The sequence below is a fragment of the Pseudomonas sp. FEN genome (genome assembly GCF_904067045.1).
In the GTDB taxonomy this organism is placed as follows: domain Bacteria; phylum Pseudomonadota; class Gammaproteobacteria; order Pseudomonadales; family Pseudomonadaceae; genus Aquipseudomonas.
Window position 1 is genome coordinate 935,049 of record NZ_CAJFDC010000036.1, and the last position, 19,319, is coordinate 954,367.

General features: G+C 61.2%; 13 protein-coding genes and 2 tRNA genes. 3 read left to right on the forward strand and 12 right to left on the reverse strand.

What is annotated here, in order from left to right; all coding sequences use genetic code 11:
* Positions 1–78: 78 nt before the first annotated feature.
* Positions 79–3,786 carry an SET domain-containing protein gene (locus tag PFEN_RS27800; RefSeq protein WP_191489784.1) on the forward strand — a complete coding sequence of 1,236 codons (3,708 nt, stop codon included), beginning with the start codon at positions 79–81 and terminating at the stop codon, positions 3,784–3,786.
* 24 nt (positions 3,787–3,810) lie between these two features.
* On the opposite strand, the gene dnaB is transcribed toward PFEN_RS27800, so the two are convergent.
* The 7 genes from dnaB to rnr all read right to left on the reverse strand — a co-directional run bounded on the left by dnaB (position 3,811) and on the right by rnr (position 11,186).
* Entirely contained in the window at positions 3,811–5,208 is a 1,398-nt protein-coding gene (dnaB, locus tag PFEN_RS27805; RefSeq protein ID WP_191489785.1) for a replicative DNA helicase, read from the reverse strand.
* 115 nt (positions 5,209–5,323) lie between these two features.
* Entirely contained in the window at positions 5,324–5,770 is a 447-nt protein-coding gene (rplI, locus tag PFEN_RS27810; protein ID WP_017125059.1) for a 50S ribosomal protein L9, read from the reverse strand.
* A gap of 19 nt (positions 5,771–5,789) precedes the next feature.
* The gene (locus PFEN_RS27815) at positions 5,790–6,692 is read right to left on the reverse strand and encodes a hypothetical protein (RefSeq protein WP_191489786.1); all 903 of its coding nucleotides are present in this window, start codon (positions 6,690–6,692) and stop codon (positions 5,790–5,792) included.
* 36 nt (positions 6,693–6,728) lie between these two features.
* Positions 6,729–6,959 carry a 30S ribosomal protein S18 gene (gene rpsR / locus PFEN_RS27820; RefSeq protein WP_002551829.1) on the reverse strand — a complete coding sequence of 77 codons (231 nt, stop codon included), beginning with the start codon at positions 6,957–6,959 and terminating at the stop codon, positions 6,729–6,731.
* Positions 6,960–6,987: 28 nt separating this feature from the next.
* Entirely contained in the window at positions 6,988–7,410 is a 423-nt protein-coding gene (rpsF, locus tag PFEN_RS27825) for a 30S ribosomal protein S6 (protein WP_040063859.1), read from the reverse strand.
* A gap of 408 nt (positions 7,411–7,818) precedes the next feature.
* Positions 7,819–8,580, reverse strand: coding sequence for a 23S rRNA (guanosine(2251)-2'-O)-methyltransferase RlmB (gene rlmB, locus PFEN_RS27830; protein ID WP_191489787.1), 762 nt, complete (start codon positions 8,578–8,580; stop codon positions 7,819–7,821).
* Entirely contained in the window at positions 8,577–11,186 is a 2,610-nt protein-coding gene (gene rnr / locus PFEN_RS27835; RefSeq protein ID WP_191489788.1) for a ribonuclease R, read from the reverse strand. Before rnr ends, rlmB begins: the two co-directional genes overlap by 4 nt.
* A gap of 224 nt (positions 11,187–11,410) precedes the next feature.
* Here rnr and PFEN_RS27840 point away from each other — a divergent pair.
* Both PFEN_RS27840 and PFEN_RS27845 read left to right on the forward strand, forming a co-directional pair.
* Positions 11,411–11,497: transfer RNA gene (locus PFEN_RS27840), tRNA-Leu, on the forward strand.
* A gap of 273 nt (positions 11,498–11,770) precedes the next feature.
* Positions 11,771–11,857: transfer RNA gene (locus tag PFEN_RS27845), tRNA-Leu, on the forward strand.
* 411 nt (positions 11,858–12,268) lie between these two features.
* On the opposite strand, the gene PFEN_RS27850 is transcribed toward PFEN_RS27845, so the two are convergent.
* The 5 genes from PFEN_RS27850 to hflK form a co-directional block, all read right to left on the reverse strand.
* The gene (locus tag PFEN_RS27850; protein ID WP_191489789.1) at positions 12,269–14,203 is read right to left on the reverse strand and encodes a methyl-accepting chemotaxis protein; all 1,935 of its coding nucleotides are present in this window, start codon (positions 14,201–14,203) and stop codon (positions 12,269–12,271) included.
* A gap of 140 nt (positions 14,204–14,343) precedes the next feature.
* Positions 14,344–15,636 carry an adenylosuccinate synthase gene (locus PFEN_RS27855; RefSeq protein ID WP_191489790.1) on the reverse strand — a complete coding sequence of 431 codons (1,293 nt, stop codon included), beginning with the start codon at positions 15,634–15,636 and terminating at the stop codon, positions 14,344–14,346.
* Between the two features lie 54 nt (positions 15,637–15,690).
* A complete protein-coding gene (locus tag PFEN_RS27860) occupies positions 15,691–16,878 on the reverse strand; it encodes an ATP phosphoribosyltransferase regulatory subunit (protein ID WP_191489791.1) in 1,188 nt (395 codons plus the stop codon).
* A 306-nt stretch (positions 16,879–17,184) separates the two neighbouring features.
* Positions 17,185–18,054 (reverse strand): protease modulator HflC, encoded by an 870-nt coding sequence (gene hflC / locus PFEN_RS27865; protein ID WP_191489792.1) that lies wholly within the window; start codon positions 18,052–18,054, stop codon positions 17,185–17,187.
* Positions 18,054–19,226, reverse strand: a complete 1,173-nt coding sequence (gene hflK / locus PFEN_RS27870; RefSeq protein WP_191489793.1) for an FtsH protease activity modulator HflK — start codon at positions 19,224–19,226, stop codon at positions 18,054–18,056. The genes hflC and hflK overlap by 1 nt, the downstream gene beginning before the upstream one ends.
* Positions 19,227–19,319: the final 93 nt, after the last annotated feature.

Genomic DNA, 19,319 nt, shown 5'->3' on the forward strand with positions numbered 1-19,319 from the left:
GACCGACAACTATCTAGTGCAGACGTACAGCCGCCTTGTCGTTAGCTGGCCCTTCAAAAACCCAGCAAGGCGACCACCATGATGACATCTCCTGCCCCCAGCCCAAACGACCTGACTCATTTCGCGCTCATCAAGGATCATTTGCCCTCATGGCTGATCGATGCCCCCCAGGCGCAACGCAGCGCCTTGCGCCAGAGCCTGATCGCCAGTTGCCATTCCCGGCACGACGTCCAGCAGGTACTGGCAAAATTGCAATCTCCCGAGCAATTCGTCAGGCCGCTACTGGAACAGGCCATCGCTTTCAACTTCCGACTCAGCCTGGATGTCGAGCAGGCGACCTTCGTTCACGTACGTAAAAACGGCTATTTCTTCGGATTGATATCGGTTCAGGGCGAGAGCACCGAGCAAACGTTGTTATCCGCCGCCTTGAGCAACTTCGACAAATCGCTCACCAGCGCCGACACCTTCGGCGCGGGCTCGGGGATTTACTCGGCGCCCAGAGCCCGAGGCAGCAGAACCCACATCAAACCCGAAGAGTTTGCCCTGGTCTGCCGCCGCCTCGACTTCGGCAGCCTTTACCAAGCCCTCCTGCGCGCAATTCTCCAGCCCCCCGTCCAGGCGGATGCCGAGCAGGCGAGCAGCGTCCGGGACGTACTGATCAAGGGTTACACAGACGCCTTCGCCGTGACGATACATCTGGCCGGAATCAAGGGTGACATCTCAATAGCCCAGTACCGGGTCCTGCTCAAGGTGCTGAGCAACAGCCATGTCGTCAGATATGGCACCCACCCCTACTCGCGGCTCAAATTCCTCGGCCTGGACCTCAGCGAGGTGCTGGTCATCGGACTCGACGCCGAGGAAGGGACGCACCCCTGCATCGTCTACATACCGCAGGATCCGATCAGCCCCTTGGCGCGCTACGACTCACTCAAGCATTTCGAAGAGGCGTTAAGCAACAGACTGCTGGCGCACAGCTATGCCCATTTCTTTTCGCGATTCCTTCCCAGCAGCGATCAAGAAACACCGCTCAAGCAGATTATCAAACGTGCCTTGTGGCAAAAATGGAGACCAAAGCCCGCCGTTCCGGCGCCTGATCCATCGCTGCTGACGCTGCACCCCGTGAAAGGCAACGTATTCAAAAGCCTGCACGAGCAGCGCGTCCGACAGATCGAACGTCATGGGCGGGAAGCGGCCATCCCCACATCGGATATCGACACCCAAGCCCGTCAACGCCTACTGCAAGCATACGAAAAGGCCGGCCTGAGCACATTGGCCCTGGCAGTGTCGTTCATGCCGCTGATAGGCGAGGTCCTGTTGATCTCCAGCGGGGTACAACTGATCACTGAGGTGTATCAGGGGTTCGATGCCTGGAGACGCCATGAGAAGGTTGAAGCGCTCAACGACCTGATGGACATCGCCGAGCAGGTGGCGCTCATGGGTGCCAGCGCGGGCGCCATCAAGACAGGCCGGTTCGTCAACTCGCTGATTCGCGTCAAACCCTCGACCGGTACGTCCTGTTTGTGGAAACCGGACCTGCTGCCCTATCGCCAACCCGTTGAACTGCCCGAAGCGCTGACCCCCGATGAACAGGGCTTGTACAACTACCAGGACAGGCACTACCTGTCACTGGACGAGCAACTCTATGAGGTGAGCGCGGCTGGCGATCCCCGCGCATGGTCCATTCGACACCCCTCCGACCCACGGGCCTATTCACCCCCCTTGCTGGAAAACGGCGCAGGAGCCTGGCGTACCTCGTATGAAAAACCACAAGACTGGGATGACTTGAAGCGGCTAAAACGATTGGGGCCGATTGCATCGGGCCTCCAGCACGAGGATCTGGCGCCGATCCTGCACGCCAGCGCCACCGATTCGAAGCTGTTGCTGCAACTGCATCTCGATAACCAATCGCCACCGGCACAACTGGTCGACACCTTGAAACGCTTCCGCCTCGACCGGCAAACCCAGCGTCAGCGCTTGCTGGGAAGTCCTCCCGACAGCGGCAGCACTAGCCCTTCCGTTGTCGCCGAGCCGAACGCATCGCAACACTTCGAGAGCCTTTATCGAAACAGCGAGCACATCGACGGTCCTCTGCGCGAACAGATCCGACAGGATCTTCCGACCTTACCCAAAAGCTATGTGCAAGCCTTGGAGAAATCCATCGCTCCCGCCGAAGAACAACAAATCCTGCGGCAGAAAAGCTTGCTGCCCTATTTGAAAGACGAAGCCGAGCTCTCAATGCAGAATGTGGACACCGCTCGACTTTATGAAGGTCTTTATCTACCCACGACATTCAATCCGGCCTCGGACCAACTGGCGTTCCACACCCTTGAAGCGCTACCCGGCTGGTCCGGCGACGTTCGCCTGGAACTGTATGCAAACTCGCTGGCCGAGCCTCCTCTGGGTAGCGTCGGGAACCCCGGGGCAACCACCATCAGGCGCCTGCTGCGTGAAGGCTCTCGCTATCGGGTCTACGCTGCCGACGGTCGGCAAACCCTCGCGCCGAACGATCTCTACTCGGCCATCCGACAAGCCCTGCCCGACACCGAACTCGACAACCTGGGCGCCATGGGCCCGGATCGCAACATGGCCCTCAAGCAGGTACTGATCCGCAAGCTCACACAGTTGACCTCCTCGCCAACTGTCGTACGCCAGATCCCAACGCTTGCGTCCTCCGTGCCTTACCACCCCGGTATCGCGCTGGATACTCACTTCGCGCTGAAAACACCGCCGAGCGACCTGACTCCGGTGGGCGACGGCCTGTACCGGAACGCCTTCTTCCGGCACTACATCCAGGAGCAGGGTCGCTATTACCAGGTCGAGTCTTCAGACCTTGGCTGGAAACTGATCGATGCCCGCAGCCCTTTCCGCTGCTATCGCCCGGTAATACAACGCAAGGCTGGCACCTGGGAAATCAACACGGACATCGGTTTGAAAGGTGGAGCGCCGGGACCGGGCCAAAGCAAGATCGAGCTGGTGGAAAGTGAAGCCGAAATGGTCTCGGCGCTTGAGTACGTCAAGCCCGAGCCCTTCACCGCCGAAGACCTGCAGCGCATGAAAGTCATCAAATCCTATCAGCGCGCGCCCAACAGAATGGGCGACTATGACCGTGTGAATAATGGCCGCTATCCATTGAGGGGGCTGTCGGGCAACCCGCTGCGCATCAAAAAAATCCAGCATATGAGTGAAATCAGCGAATCGGGAATACGCTACCCGGCCAAGGATATCCTGCCGTATTTGAAATGGGAGGCCCACGAACAGGTCGCCAAGCTGTACGAGGAGAAGCTGCTACTGCGGGAGTTCACCGAACAGGACGCCAAGTTTCCCCAGGAGCAAAGCATGATCGGTCAAGCCATGGTCGTGGCCAGAAAACCACTGGAAGCCGGAGAAGCCATCGGCGTGTATGGCGGTGGTTTTATTCCGTTTCACGTCAGCAATGCCCGCCAGGATCCGTTTGTGATCGACATTTTGCCCGACCCGCTGCCCAGCAGGCCGAAATGGGATCGACTGATGCTGTCGGGAGACAACATCATTTCGCGGATCAATTCCATTTTCGAATACGAGGAAAACTTCCCGGTCCGGCAAGCCACTGGCGGCTACAACGTCGAAGGCGCGGTGTTTCCCGTCGATGTCGATATCGGCGACGGTCGCCTTGAGTCGTTCCGCCTGAACACCTTCTTCACCACCCGGGCGATTCCCGCCGATGAAGAACTGCGCTGGAATTACGGTTATACCGAAGCAGGGGTTCGCACCCTATTCGCGCCCCCCGAAGAAACACCGCGAACCTGAAAGCCGACTCGCGAAGCGTTCGCCTTACTCGTCGTCGTCGAAGTTGTAGCTGCCCGGTGCCAGGTTCTCGAAGCGCGTGTACTTGCCGATGAAGGCCAGGCGGATAAAGCCGATCGGGCCGTTCCGCTGCTTGCCGATGATGATTTCGGCGATGCCTTTATGCTCGGTTTCCGGGTGATAGACCTCATCGCGGTACACGAACATGATTACGTCGGCATCCTGCTCGATCGCTCCGGATTCGCGCAAGTCGGAGTTTACCGGGCGCTTGTTCGGGCGCTGTTCGAGGGAACGGTTGAGCTGGGACAGGGCCACCACCGGGCAGTTGAATTCCTTGGCCAGGGCCTTGAGGGAACGGGAAATCTCGGAAATCTCGTTGGTCCGGTTGTCGCCGCTGGAACCGGGGATCTGCATCAACTGCAGGTAGTCGATCATGATCAGGGCGATATCGCCGTGCTCGCGCACCAGACGCCGAGTCCGCGCGCGCATTTCCGACGGACTGATACCCGCCGTATCGTCGATGAACAGCTTGCGGTCGTTGAGCAGGTTGACCGCCGAGGTCAACCGTGGCCAGTCGTCGTCTTCCAGGCGCCCGGCGCGGACCTTGGTCTGGTCGATCCGGCCCAGCGAGGAGAGCATACGCATGATCAGCGATTCGCCTGGCATCTCCAGGGAGTACACCAGCACCGCCTTGTCGCTGCGCAGTACCGCGTTCTCCACCAGGTTCATGGCGAAGGTGGTCTTACCCATCGACGGACGACCGGCGACGATGATCAGGTCGGACGGTTGCAGGCCGCTGGTCTTCTCGTCGAGATCGGTGTAGCCGGTGGACAGGCCGGTGATCGCGTTGTCGGTGTTGAACAGCGTATCGATGCGGTCGATGGCCTTGGTCAACAGGTCGTTGACGCTCACCGGACCGCCAGTCTTGGGCCGCGCCTCGGCGATCTGGAAGATCTGTCGCTCGGCCTCGTCGAGAATCTCCGCCGCGGTCCGCCCTTCCGGGTTGAACGCGTTGTCGGCGATTTCGGTGCTGATGCCGATCAATTGGCGCAAGGTCGCCCGTTCCCGAACGATCGCGGCATAGGCCTTGATGTTGGCCACCGACGGAATGTTCTTCGCCAACTCCGTCAGATAGGCCAGACCGCCGACCTGCGAGGTCTGCCCTTCCTGGTCCAGTTGCTCGGCCAGGGTGACCACGTCGATCGGCTTGTTCTGATCGGCGAGCTTGGCGATCGCACGGAAAATCAGGCGATGGTCATGTCGATAGAAGTCGCCGTCCGAGACTTGATCGAGCACGCGCTCCCAGGCGTTGTTGTCCAGCATCAGACCACCGAGCACGGCCTGTTCGGCCTCGATGGAATGCGGCGGCACCTTCAGCGCGGCGGTTTGCAGATCGTATTGCTCAGGAGCGGAGATATCGTTCATGGCCACTTGAAATCAGGGGGTGGGTGCAACAAAACAAAAGGCACGACCTGAATGAACAGAGTCGTGCCCGATGTTAACCGCCTGGCGAGCAAGTCGCCAGACGCTTGGGTGCTGCTTAAGCAGCCACCACGACAACGCGTACGGTTGCTTCGACTTCGGCGTGCAGGTGCACGGCCACGTCGAATTCACCCACGTTACGGATGGTGCCGTTCGGCAGACGCACTTCGCTTTTTGCCACTTCAACGCCGGAGGCGGTCAGGGCATCAGCGATGTCGTGGGTGCCGATCGAACCGAACAGCTTGCCTTCGTCACCGGCGGTGGCAGTGATAGTCACTTCCAGCTCAGCCAGTTGGGCGGCGCGCGATTCAGCCGAAGCTTTCTTGTCTGCTGCGGCTTTTTCCAGCTCAGCGCGACGCTCTTCGAACGCAGCCAGGTTGGCGGCGGTCGCAGCGGTGGCTTTGCCGAATGGCAGCAGGTAGTTACGGCCGTAACCGGCCTTAACGTTTACCTTATCGCCCAGGTTGCCCAGGTTGGCGATTTTTTCCAGAAGGATCAGTTGCATGTGGAAATCCTCTTAACTTTTAACCTTCACCGTTCGCGGAACCGTTATCGGCATCTTTCGACGCCAGGCGTCCGCGAAAATCAATCAGGCTGTCGACAATGGCCAATACCATGAGCAACGGACCGAGCAAGTGCATGAAAGGCACCAGCGTGACGTACATCCCCACCAGCCAGAAACTGGCCAGTTTCTTCTGCGCCACCAGCCCGTGAATCAGGGCCAGGCCAGCGAAGACCAGCGGAACACTGCACAGTGGCAACAGAATCAATGCATGCACGCCGATAAACGGTGCGACAAACATGACGGCCAGCAGCGACAGCGCCACTTTCTTGGGGATCCGGATCGCGCGAAACTCGCGCCCGAAACCACCGGGGTTGTACAACAACGCTTGCCAATAGCGCCCAAGAATCAGGCACATGACACTAAAGACCTGCAACGAGATCGCCGTCGAGGTGATCAACAGGGGCACGGCCAGTGAAGCGAGGAATGCTCGCTGGTCTACCGAAAGCTTGTGGTAGACCTCACCGAGGGCCAGCGGCACGACTTGTTCAAACGTCTGCGCCAACCCTTCGATGAAGGGACTGAAAATCGTCCCCAAACTCACCGCACATACCAACCCTACAGCCATGCTGGCCAGCAGCACGCGGTTCCAGGAGTAGCCTGCGCGTAAAACCAGCGCCAGGCTGCAAGACCCGAGCAGCACCAAAAGGGCCGTGGGATCTTTCTGGATGTTGAAGTGCCAGAACAGCAGCACCGACAACACACCCAGACCAATGACGCCAAGGGCGTCCGAACCGCGCCGCAGGAGCACAAGGCATCCGGCGGCGGCACTCAACCAGAACAACAGCGGCAATGCCGCAGATCCGGCCACGACGAGCATGGCCTGCATACGTCCGCGCATGATGAATCCAGCTAAGGCGCGCATGCATTCAATCCTTTACTGCGTGTCGACTGCCCGGTCTCAGCGGCCGTGGCTGTCGGTGTAGGCCAGCAGGGCCAGGAAGCGGGCGCGCTTGATAGCGGTGGCCAGCTGACGCTGATAACGAGCTTTGGTACCGGTGATACGGCTTGGAACGATTTTGCCGGTTTCGGATACGTAGGCTTTCAGGGTGTTGAGATCTTTGTAATCGATCTCTTTCACGTCTTCAGCGGTGAAGCGGCAGAATTTACGACGACGGAAGAAACGTGCCATGTAATTGGCTCCTCAAAAGGTCCGTGGATTACTCGTCAGCGTTATCGCTGGCGTCGCTGTCATCACCCTCAACGCCATCGGCGTCGGAATGCTCAGGACGGTCGCGACGCTCACGGCGCTCACTGCGGTTTTCTTCAGCCTTGAGCATCTCGGACTGGCCGGTAACGGCTTCGTCGCGACGGATGACCAGGTTACGGATCACAGCATCGTTGTAGCGGAAGTTGTCTTCCAGCTCGGCCAGGGCCTTGCCAGTGCATTCAACGTTCAGCATCACGTAGTGAGCCTTGTGAACATTGTTGATTGCATAGGCCAGTTGACGACGGCCCCAGTCTTCCAGACGGTGGATTTTGCCGCCGTCTTCTTCGATCAGCTTGGTGTAACGCTCTACCATGCCGCCGACTTGTTCGCTTTGATCCGGGTGGACCAAAAAGATGATTTCGTAATGACGCATGAATGCTCCTTACGGGTTGTAGCCTGCCGCTCAAAAACGGTCAGACAAGGAGTGAATGACACTTGTGTGTCTTGCCTGGAGTAGGCACAGATGCGCCAGCCATCACGGCAAGGGGCGCAATTGTAGAGAAGGGACGAGAGGGGTGCAAGACAATTGGTGATTATTTGAACAGCACCACCAGCCGATGCGCGCGCCCGTCCATGTGGAGGCAGGCAACCTTGTGGCCAGCGGGCTCGCCCGCGCTCGGCGGCGCAGCAGTCGCAAAGCCAGCTACCGCAATCTGTCTGACCGGGTCGGTTTTGCTGGTTTCAGGGGTGCTTCGCACCCCAGCGCGGGCAAGCCCGCTCGCCACAAGACCGCGCTCGGCTGAAAACTTGCGAACACGCCGGCATCGGCCAAGAGCTCGGATCAGGTCTTCTTGGTAGCGGCCTTGACGCTGCGCTGGCGCAGCGCCTCGAACAGGCACACGCCAGTGGCCACGGAGACGTTGAGACTGCTGACGCTACCGGCCATCGGCAGTTTTACCAGATAGTCGCAATGCTCACGGGTCAGGCGGCGCATGCCCTTGCCTTCGGCGCCCATGATCAGGATGGTCGGGCCGGTCAGGTCCTGCTGGTACAGCTCCTGCTCCGCCTCCCCCGCCGTACCGACGACCCACAGGCCACGTTGCTGGAGTTTTTCCAGGGTCCGCGCCAGGTTGGTCACCGCCACCAGCGGAATCACTTCCGCCGCGCCACAAGCCACCTTGCGCACCGCCGGCGTCAGGGTCGCCGACTTGTCCTTGGGCACCACCACCGCCAGCGCACCGGCCGCATCGGCGGTGCGCAGGCAGGCGCCGAGATTGTGCGGGTCGGTCACGCCATCGAGCACCAGGATCAACGGCGCGCCTTCGGTGCGATCGAGCAGCTCATCGAGCATCGCCTCACCCCAGACCTGGCTCGGACTCACATCCGCCACCACGCCCTGGTGCACGCCTTCAACCCAGGCGTCCATCTCGCGGCGCTCGGCCTGGCCGACCGACACGCGGTTTTCCGCGGCCAGCGCCAACAACACCTGGACCCGCGGATCACTGCGACCTTCGGCCAGCCAGATCTGCTTGACGCGCTTCGGGTGATGACGCAACAACGCCTCTACGGCGTGCACGCCGTAGATTTTTTCCAACTGACTCATGACTTGCCCTTGGGTTTACGCGCCCCGCCGCTTTTCGCGGGACCAGCGCCCGCTTTCGGCGGGCCTTTACGATGCTTGCTCGGCTTTTCCGACGGAGCCCCGCGCGCGGGCTTTCCCTCGGTCTTGCCTTTACCGCCGTTCTTGGCTTCGGCCAACAACGCCTGCTTCATTTCGCGACTTTTGCGCACTTCGGCGTTTTTCGCCGCCGCGTCGCTTGGGCGATAAGCCTCGTCCGACTTCTTCGCGACCGCGCCACGGCGCCCGGCCTTGGCCGGCTCCGGTGCTTTCTCGACAGGTGCGGGAGCGCTGCTGGCTTCAACCCCACGCTTCTTGCGACCGATCGGCGCGCTAAGGGTCTTCTCGGCCATTTCGAAGTCGATCTTGCGCTCGTCGAGGTCGACGCGCATGACCTTCACTTCCACCGTGTCGCCGAGACGGAAGCTACGACCGGTGCGCTCGCCCGCCAGGCGGTGATGGACCGGATCGAAATGGTAGTAATCACCCGGCAAGGCGGTGACATGCACCAGGCCCTCGACGTAGATATCGGTCAGTTCGACGAACAGGCCGAAACCGGTCACCGCGGTGACCACGCCCGGGAACGACTCACCCACGCGGTCCTTCATGAACTCGCACTTGAGCCAGTTCACCACGTCGCGGGTAGCTTCGTCGGCACGCCGCTCGCTCATCGAGCACTGCTCGCCCAACTGCTCCAGCGCCGCTTCGTCGTAGGGATAGATCCGCGCCTTCGGAATGGTCATCGCGCCGGCCCGACGAACGTGCGGCGTGTCCTGCTTGGAGTGGATGACGCTGCGAATCGCACGGTGCGTCAGCAGGTCCGGGTAACGCCGGATCGGCGAGGTGAAGTGGGTATAGGCCTCGTAATTCAGGCCGAAGTGGCCCTGGTTGTCGGCGCTGTACACCGCCTGGCTCAGGGAGCGCAACATCACGGTCTGGATCAGGTGGAAGTCCGGGCGACTCTGGATGCTCGCCAGCAACGCCTGGTAATCCTTCGGCGACGGACCTTCCTTGCCCTTGTGCAACGACAGACCCAGCTCGCCGAGGAAGGCGCGGAGTTTTTCCAGGCGCTCCGGCGGCGGGCCGTCATGCACCCGGTACAACGCGGGGATTTCATGCTTCTTGAGGAACTCGGCGGTGGCCACGTTGGCCGCCAGCATGCATTCCTCGATCAGCTTGTGTGCATCGTTGCGGGTGGTCGGACGGATTTCCGCGATCTTGCGCTCGGAACCGAAAATGATCCGCGTTTCCTGGGTTTCGAAGTCGATCGCGCCACGGGTATGTCGCGCCGCCAACAGCACCTTGTACAGGGCGTAGAGCTGCTTGAGGTCCGGGACCACTTCCGAATACTCGCCACGCAGCTTCTTCGCTTCGGTGGTCTTCGGCTGCTCCAGGATCGCACTGACCTTGTTGTAGGTCAGTCGCGCATGGGAGTGGATCACCGCTTCGTAGAACACGTAGTCGGTCATCTGCCCGCTTTTGTTGATGCTCATCTCGCAGACCATCGCCAAGCGGTCGACATGCGGGTTCAGCGAGCACAAGCCATTGGACAACTGCTCCGGCAACATCGGTACCACGCGCTCGGGGAAGTACACCGAGTTGCCGCGGACCTGGGACTCGGCGTCCAACGCCGAACCGATCTTCACGTAACTGGAAACGTCGGCAATCGCCACGTACAACTTCCAGCCGCCGGAGAACAGGCGCAGCTTGCCCGGCGTGGCTTCGCAATAGACCGCATCGTCGAAGTCGCGGGCATCTTCGCCGTCGATGGTGACGAACGGCAGATGGCGCAGGTCAATGCGCTTCTCCTTGTCCTTCTCCTCGACTTCCGGCTTGAGCTTCGCCGCTTCCTTGAGCACGGCCTCGGGCCAGACGTGGGGAATATCGTAGGTGCGCAGCGCGACATCGATTTCCATGCCGGGCGCCATGTAGTTGCCCACCACTTCGATCACATCGCCCTGCGGCTGGAAGCGCGGCGTCGGCCAGTGGGTGATCTTCACCTCGACGAACTGCCCGACGCGGGCATCGGCGTTGCGGCCCGGGGTCACCAGGACTTCCTGCTGGATCTTCGGATTGTCCGCGACCACGAAGCCGATACCGCCTTCTTCGAAGTAACGCCCGACGATGCTCTCGTGAGCACGGGACACCACTTCGACGATCACGCCTTCACGGCGGCCACGTCGATCCAGGCCGGAGACCCGCGCCAGGGCGCGGTCGCCATCGAACACCAGGCGCATTTGCGCCGGGCTCATGAACAGGTCGTCGCTGCCATCGTCCGGGATCAGGAAGCCGAAGCCATCGCGGTGACCGGCAATGCGACCGAGGATCAAGTCGAGCTTGTCCACCGGCGCGTAGGTACCACGGCGGGTGTAAATCAGTTGCGCATCGCGCTCCATGGCACGAAGCCGGCGGCGCAGAGCCTCGATCTGATCCTCAGTGGTCAGACCGAACTCATCCACCAGCTCCTCGCGACTGGCCGGCGATCCACGCTCGGACAGGTGCGCCAGGATAAGCTCGCGGCTAGGAATGGGGTTTTCGTATTTTTCCGCTTCACGAGCGGCCTCGGGATCGAGGGACTGCCAATCGGCCATTAGATAAATTTCACCTTGTCTATATGCGGGTTAGTTTGGCATACGTGTATTGAAACGGGAAATTTCAGGCGCACGGGCCACCTTAAAACCCGTTTGTCCGCATGAAAAATGCCGAATGAACAACATTGAAGCGTTTTTTTTGGTTTTTTTCATGACAGGGGTTTACAGCTAAAACGCGCCTCCGTATAGTGCGCGCCATCGACGACGGAGACGTTGACGATACTGCCCAGATGGTGAAATTGGTAGACACGCCAGCTTCAGGTGCTGGTGACCGCAAGGTCGTGGAAGTTCGAGTCTTCTTCTGGGCACCAATTCAAGTTTCAGAGTAACACTCTGAAATCTCACAAAAACCCGCGAAAGCGGGTTTTTGCGTTTCCGGGCCTCACAACCTGAAAATACCGCAACTCTGTAGGGGCGCGGCGGTGCGGCGTCCCGACAAGCCCTGCTCCTACAGGGCGAGGCACGAGCCTACAGCGGCGCAATCTTCCGTCCGAGATTTAATTAAAAGCAAAAACAGGGGTTTACAGATCAAAAGGCGCTCCGTATAGTGCGCTCCATCAACGGCGTGCAACGCTGCTGATGCTGCCCAGATGGTGAAATTGGTAGACACGCCAGCTTCAGGTGCTGGTGACCGCAAGGTCGTGGAAGTTCGAGTCTTCTTCTGGGCACCAATTCAAGTTTCAGAGTAACACTCTGAAATCTCACAAAAACCCGCGAAAGCGGTTTTTTGCGTTTCTGCCCTCACTACTTCTCCTGAACACACCACACCCATGTGGTGAGCGGGCCTGTCCGCGCGGGGGTGCGAAGCCCCCCCCCAAAAAAAACCTGCAATCGCGTTTTCTATGACAGAACCGGGATGCAGGTTTTACGACGGCTTCGCAGTCGAGCGCGGGCAAGCCCGCTCGCCACAGGCAGCCGCTCAGCCGCAGGTCCGTACTTTGTCGACCTTGAGTCTTCGCGGGCAAGCTCCGCCCCACAGGATTTGTGTCGCTCCACCAATCTGTGGTCGGGCACGGACACTGTGGGAGCGGAGCTTGTCGGATCGCCGCACCGCCGCGAAGAGGCCCGCACTGACACCCTGGTCAGGCGCGGAACTGCCCCAGGCTTGCCTTGAGCTGCCCCGCCAGACTGTCCAGCACCTTGCCGCTAGCCGTGGTCTCCACCACCGCCTGGGCCGCACGCTCGGCCTGGGCATGGATCACCTCGACCCGCCCACGCACCGCATGCGCGCCCTCGGCCTGGTGGGCCGCCGCCTGGGTCGCCAGGCCAATCGCCGCATGCACCTGCTCCACCGAAGACTGCACACTCTGCTGCAGCTTGACGCTACTGCGCAGCACCGCCAACCCCTCGCTGGCCTGACGTCCCGCCTGCCCAATGGCCGCCACGGCTTCCCGCGCGCCCTGCTGCAAGGCACCGATATGCGCCTGGATATCGCCAGTGGAGCTTTGCGTCTTGCTCGCCAGCGCCCGCACCTCGTCCGCCACCACGGCAAACCCACGACCGGTTTCTCCCGCCCGCGCCGCCTCGATGGCCGCGTTCAGGGCCAACAGGTTGGTCTGCTCGGCAATCCCGTGAATCACCGTCAGCACCACTTCAATCTGCTCACTTTGCTGCGCCAACCGCTCGATCACCTTGGCACCGGTATCCACCTGCCCGGCCAAAGCCTCGATCAGGTTACCGACCTGGGCCGAAGTCCGGGTGTTTTCATCCGTCGCCTGGCGAATATCCACCACCTGCTTCAGCGCAGCCTGCATCGCATGGCTTTCGGTCTGCGCGTCATCGGCCATCTTCGACAGCTCGCGCAAGCTCTGCGCCACTTCGTCACGCTGCAATTCGGCGGCGGCATCGGCACCGGCATTGCGCAAGGTCATCTTACCGATTTCCACGCCGGTCCGCTGAGCCACATCGCCGGCTTCGCGCACGATAGGCTGCAGCTTGTCGACAAAGCGGTTCACCGCCGAGGCCATGTCGCCGATCTCATCATTGCTGTTGAGCTGGACCCGCTTGGTCAGGTCTCCGTCGCCAGCCGCCAGATCATTGAGGGCCGCAATCAGCAGATGCAGTTTGTTGACCACTCGCCGCCCCAGCACGACCGCCAGCAACAGCAGCACGCCAAGACCGACCAGGGCCAGGCCCAGGCCGATCCGCCAGCGCAAGGTCTGCGCCGCGTCCTGCACGGTTGCGGTGGTGTTGGCCTGCATTTGCGACGCGGTGGCCTGGGCCGATTGCAGACGGGCCTGCATCGCCTTGGAACTGTCCGCCGCCGCCCCCTGCAGGCTGTCGGCCACCAACTTGTCGCTACTGCCGATCAAGGCCGTGAAGCGCTGGTCCAGGGCTTTCAGATCGGTCTCGACCGACGCCGTGGAAACCCCCATGCGGACCTTGCCGATCTCCACGCCATTGGGGCTGATCGACGCTTCGAGGTAGTAGACCGAAGGATCGCTCTTCGCCGCGCTGAGCACCTTGTCCAACGCCCGCTCGCCCTCGCCCTTTGCCAACAGGGCCTGGTTGATCGGGTTTTCCCGGTTCAGGTAGCGGGTCAGGTGTTCGCCGGTCGCATCGTCATAGACCACGAACAGTACGTTCGGATTGCGCTGGGCACGGCGGGCGAATTCGGAGAGGGTCGGTACGTCGTTATCCCACATGGCCCGAGGGGCTACGGAGGCGAGCAACTGCGCCATATCGTTGGCCGAATCCCGCAGATCCTTCTCCAACGCAGCACGCAACTGGGCCTGCTCATCCTTCAGTCGCGAGGATAAGCCACTGGTCAGGCGCTGGCGCGTACTGACGGAAAGGCTGTCGAGACTCGACGTCACCTCCTTGCCCGCCTGCTCCAATTCCCCGGACAGCTTCTGGCTGTCGATACCCAGACGAGAGCCCAGGTCGGCCTCCAGCGCAGTCACCGTGCTTCGGGTCAGCGCAACCGCCACCAGCACCTGCACCAAAAGGGCGATACCCAGGGTAACGAACACAGGCCGCAATAGACGGCTTTGTAACAGTGAGAGAACGGCCGACACTGGAGATTCCTCGACTTTGGCGCCATTAATTTGATAGCACCCTTTTTTGAGGATAATCCCAGCAAGGCCCGTGCCGAACAACAGGCAGAAACGACAAAGGGCCCCAAACGGGGCCCTTTGTGATCTACATCAACGGCTTATCAGGCGAACGGGTGACGCAGAACGATGGTTTCGTTGCGATCCGGACCTGTCGAGATAATGTCGATCGGCGCGCCGACCAACTCTTCGATGCGCTTGATGTAAGCTCGCGCCGCCGCTGGCAGCTCTTCCAGGGTCTTGGCACCCAGGGTCGACTCGGCCCAGCCCGGCATCTGCTCGTACACCGGCTCCAGGCCGATGTAGCTGTCGGCGTCGGTTGGCGCGTCGATGACTGCACCGTTTTCGTTCTTGTAGCCTACACAGATATTGATGACTTCAAGACCGTCGAGCACGTCCAGCTTGGTCAGGCACAGACCCGAGATGCTGTTGACGTCGATGGCGCGACGCAGGATCACGGCATCGAACCAGCCGCAACGACGGGCGCGGCCAGTGGTGGCGCCGAATTCGTGACCACGCTTGGCCAGGAAGGCACCGACATCATCGAACAGCTCGGTCGGGAACGGCCCCGAACCCACGCGGGTGGTGTAGGCCTTGGTGATACCCAGGATGTAATCCAGGTACATCGGACCGAAACCCGAACCGGTGGCAATACCGCCAGCCGTGGTGTTGGAGCTGGTGACGTATGGGTAGGTGCCGTGGTCGATGTCCAGCAGCGAACCCTGGGCGCCTTCGAACATGATGTCCTTGCCGGCGCGACGCAGTTCGTGCAGTTCGGCGGTGACATCGAGCATCATCGGCTTGAGCAGCTCGGCATACTCCATGCACTCATCGAGAGTCTTCTGGAAGTCGATGGCCGGCTCTTTGTAGTAATTGACCAGCACAAAGTTGTGGTAGTCGAGCAACTCGCCCAGTTTCGCGGCAAAACGCTCGCGGTGGAACAGGTCACCAATCCGCAGGCCGCGACGCGCGACCTTGTCTTCGTACGCCGGGCCAATGCCACGACCGGTGGTACCGATCTTCAGCTCGCCACGGGCTTTCTCGCGCGCCTGGTCCAGGGCCACGTGATAGGACAGGATCAGCGGGCAGGACGGGCTGATACGCAGGCGCTCACGCACCGGCACGCCTTTCTCTTCCAGCTTGATGATTTCCCGCAGCAGGGCGTCCGGGGCAACCACCACGCCATTGCCGATCAGGCACTGCACGCCTTCGCGCAAGACGCCCGACGGGATCAGGTGCAGGACGGTTTTCTCACCGTCGATCACCAGAGTGTGGCCAGCATTGTGGCCACCTTGATAGCGCACCACGGCGGCTGCATGTTCGGTCAGCAGATCAACGATCTTGCCTTTGCCCTCATCACCCCACTGGGTGCCCAGGACTACGACATTCTTACCCATAACACTTGTCCTCATTCGCGCAAACTTGGTGCCGGCAGCCGCCGGCGGGAAAACTCAAGAAGCCAGCGGCAATACTTGCCAAAGCCCGTTCTGCTGAATCAATTGCCGGTCGCAGTCCGCTTCGCGGGCGGCGGCCAATGGTTGTCCGGGCAAGGCCTGGACCACACGCCGACCTTCGCCGCGCAACTGGCAAACCAGCTGCCAGAGTGCAGCATCCGTACTGTCAGGCATCCAGATACCGCCGGACGGTAGCTCGACCTCGGCACGCCCCAGGGTCACCAGGGTTTTCAAATCGGTGGAAAAGCCGGTGGCCGGACGCGCGCGCCCGAAGTCCGCGCCGATGTCGTCGTAACGGCCGCCCTGGGCGATAGCCTGGCCGACCCCCGGTACGAATACCGCGAACACCACACCGGTGTGGTAGTGGTAACCGCGCAGCTCGCCCAGGTCGAAATACAGCGGCAATTGCGGGAAACGCACGGCCAGACGCTCGGCAATCGCCAGCAAGTCATCCAGCGCCGCCGTGACCGGAGCCGGCGCGCCGGCCAGGCACACACGCGCCGCCGCCAGCACTTCGCGACCGCCACACAGGTCCACCAGCGCCCGCAGCATGGCGGCCAGATCGGCCGGCAAACCTTCGGTCAGCTGGATAACTTCATCGATCGCCTTGCGTTGCAGGGCATCGAACAATTGTTGCTCCACTTCACCGGACAAGCCGGCGGCGCGGGCCAGGCCACGGTAGATGCCGACGTGGCCGAGGTCCATGTGCACATCCGGCACATCGGCCAATTGCAGCATCGCCAACATCAGGCTGATGACCTCGACGTCGCTGCTCGGACTGGCATCGCCATACAACTCGGCGCCCAGCTGGATCGGACTGCGCGAGGACGACAAGGCCCGCGGCTGCGCATGCAGCACGCTACCGGCGTAGCACAGGCGGCTGGGGCCTTCGCGACGCAGGGTGTGGGCGTCGATACGCGCCACCTGCGGCGTGATATCGGCGCGGAAGCCCATCTGCCGGCCCGACTGCGGGTCGATCACCTTGAAGGTACGCAGGTCCAGGTCCTGGCCGGCACCGGTCAACAAGGACTCCAGATACTCGATATGCGGGGTGACAACGAACTCATAGCCCCAGCTCTGGAACAGATCCAACACCTGGCGCCGCGCCACTTCGATGCGCGCCGCTTCAGGCGGCAGTACTTCTTCGATACCATCTGGCAGGAGCCAGCGATCTACCGTTGCCATTACGCCTTTCCCCTATGATCCGGGCGGCAAGCCCACAGGCGAGCCTTGAGTGAAGCAGAAAATGGTTAACGCGCGCGCAAGAACGACGCGACGAACAGCCTGAAACCGGCTTCGTCTACCACTTTCCTCGAAAAACCTGTCGGGTCGATCAACCCGCTGCCTGCCAACCTGCTTCTGTTAATCAAGCATGCAGACGCAAAAAAGCCGGGAATTTCCCGGCTGCCGCATCATACACCCGTTTTCCGAAAGGATCACCCCGCCCGGCGTTTTAGCTGCCGAGCGGAGGGGGGCACGATGCGTCTTGGATCAGGGCTTGGCTTTTTCCAGGTAACGGAAGAAGTCGCTGCTCGGGTCCAGCACCAGCACGTCGCTCTTGTCCGCAAAGCTTTCACGGTAGGCGCGCAGGCTACGGTAGAACGCGTAAAACTCCTGGTCCTGGCCGTAAGCCTTGGAGTAGATCGCGGCAGCCTGGGCATCACCGTCACCGCGAGCTTCTTCCGACTGGCGATAGGCTTCGGCCAACAACACCCGGCGCTGGCGATCGGCGTCGGCACGAATGCCTTCGGCCAGCTCATTACCCTTGGCGCGGTGCTCACGAGCCTCGCGCTCACGCTCGGTGCTCATGCGCTCGAAGACGCTGCGGTTGACTTCCTTCGGCAGGTCGATGGCCTTGACCCGGACATCGACCACCTCGATACCCAACTCCTTGTCAGCCATCGCGTTCAGCGAGCCGGTAATGTCAGCCATCAACGCATCACGCTCACCGGACACCACTTCGTGCAGGGTACGCTTGCCGAACTGGTCACGCAGGCCCGCCTCCAGACGCCGGGACAGGCGCTCGTCGGCGATCTGCTTGAGGCCGGAAGTCGCGGTATAGAAACGCTCGGCGTCCTTGACCCGCCACTTGGCGTAGGCATCGACCATCACCGCTTTCTTTTCCAGGGTCAGGAAACGCTGTGTCGGGGCATCCAGGGTCATCAGGCGGGCGTCGAACTTGCGCACCTGGTTGACGTAGGGCAGCTTCACATGCAGGCCGGGCTGGACGTCAGCCTGGACCACACGACCGAATTGCAGCAGGACGGCCCGCTCGGTCTGCAACACAATGTAGAAGCAGTTCCAGGCAGCCACCGCCACGACGACCCCGAGGATCAGGGCGATCAGTGATTTATTACTCATCAGCGGCTCTCCCGGGTGCGTGTGGGTTGCGGCTCGGTGATGTGCGGCGTGACATCAGTGTTGCCACTGGCCATCGGCCCCACGCCCTTGGTCGGCGAACCGCCACCCGAACCGCCCTGGATCATCTTGTCCAACGGCAGGTAAAGCAGGTTGCTCTGGCCATTCTTGTTGCCGGTCACGAGGACCTTGCTGGTGTTGCTGAAGACTTCCTGCATCGTGTCCAGGTACAGACGCTCACGGGTGACTTCCGGAGCCTTGCGATACTCGGCCACCAGCTTGGTGAAGCGGTCCGCCTCACCCTTGGCGCGGGAAACCACTTCGTCGCGATAGCCGTTGGCGTCCTCGAGGATACGCTGGGCCTGGCCACGGGCTTCAGGCACCACGCCGTTGGCATAGCCTTCGGCCTGGTTGCGCGAACGCTGCTCGTCTTCGCGGGCACGGATCACGTCGTCAAAGGCTTCCTGGACTTCACGCGGCGCGGCGGCGCTCTGGATGTTCACCTGGGTCACGGTGATACCGGTGCGATAAGTGTCGAGGAACCGTTGCAGGCGCTCCTTGATCTCGCCGGCCATCTGCACGCGCCCTTCGGTCAGCACCTGGTCCATCGCGGTGGAACCCACCACGTGGCGCAGGGCACTGTCAGTGGCCTGTTGCAGACTGATTTCCGGCTGGTCGACATTCAGCACGAAGTCCTGCAGGTTGCTGATCTTGTACTGCACGGTCAGCGGCACTTCGACGATGTTCTCGTCTTCGGTCAGCATCTGGCCCTGCTTGGTGTACGCCCGCTCACGCGTGACGTTCTCCATGAACTTCTTGTCGATCGGCGGGAAATAGATGTTCAGGCCCGGCCCGACGGTTTCGTAGTACTTGCCGAAGCGCAGCACCACGGCCTGCTCCTGCTCATCGACGACGTAGACCGCGCTGTACAGCCATATGGCTGCGAGCACGACGAGGCCAATGCCGAGCAGACCGAAACCGCCGCCCTTGCCACCGCCCGAACCACCCTCGTCACCGCGTTTCTTACCGCCACCGAACAACCCGTTCAGGCTCTCCTGCAGCTTGCGGAAGGCTTCGTCGAGATCCGGCGGCCCCTTGCGGTCGCCGTTGTTACGGCGCTTGCCACCCCAAGGATCCTGATTGTTCGAGTTGCCACCCGGCTCATTCCAAGCCATAGCGCTCTCCATCTGATAAAGCAAAGACGCGCCCGCGGCGCGCCGACCAATGCTACAGAATGCCTGTCAACGCGGCACAACCGCTTTCCCAGG

Coding starts and splice junctions, on each gene's coding strand:
- PFEN_RS27855 (WP_191489790.1), bottom strand. CDS start 15,636: ATGGGTAAGAATGTCGTAGTCCTGGGCACCCAGTGGGGTGATGAGGGC.
- dnaB (WP_191489785.1), bottom strand. CDS start 5,208: ATGAACGATATCTCCGCTCCTGAGCAATACGATCTGCAAACCGCCGCG.
- PFEN_RS27800 (WP_191489784.1), top strand. CDS start 79: ATGATGACATCTCCTGCCCCCAGCCCAAACGACCTGACTCATTTCGCG.
- PFEN_RS27815 (WP_191489786.1), bottom strand. CDS start 6,692: ATGCGCGCCTTAGCTGGATTCATCATGCGCGGACGTATGCAGGCCATG.
- rpsF (WP_040063859.1), bottom strand. CDS start 7,410: ATGCGTCATTACGAAATCATCTTTTTGGTCCACCCGGATCAAAGCGAA.
- rlmB (WP_191489787.1), bottom strand. CDS start 8,580: ATGAGTCAGTTGGAAAAAATCTACGGCGTGCACGCCGTAGAGGCGTTG.
- hflK (WP_191489793.1), bottom strand. CDS start 19,226: ATGGCTTGGAATGAGCCGGGTGGCAACTCGAACAATCAGGATCCTTGG.
- PFEN_RS27860 (WP_191489791.1), bottom strand. CDS start 16,878: ATGGCAACGGTAGATCGCTGGCTCCTGCCAGATGGTATCGAAGAAGTA.
- rpsR (WP_002551829.1), bottom strand. CDS start 6,959: ATGGCACGTTTCTTCCGTCGTCGTAAATTCTGCCGCTTCACCGCTGAA.
- rplI (WP_017125059.1), bottom strand. CDS start 5,770: ATGCAACTGATCCTTCTGGAAAAAATCGCCAACCTGGGCAACCTGGGC.
- rnr (WP_191489788.1), bottom strand. CDS start 11,186: ATGGCCGATTGGCAGTCCCTCGATCCCGAGGCCGCTCGTGAAGCGGAA.
- hflC (WP_191489792.1), bottom strand. CDS start 18,054: ATGAGTAATAAATCACTGATCGCCCTGATCCTCGGGGTCGTCGTGGCG.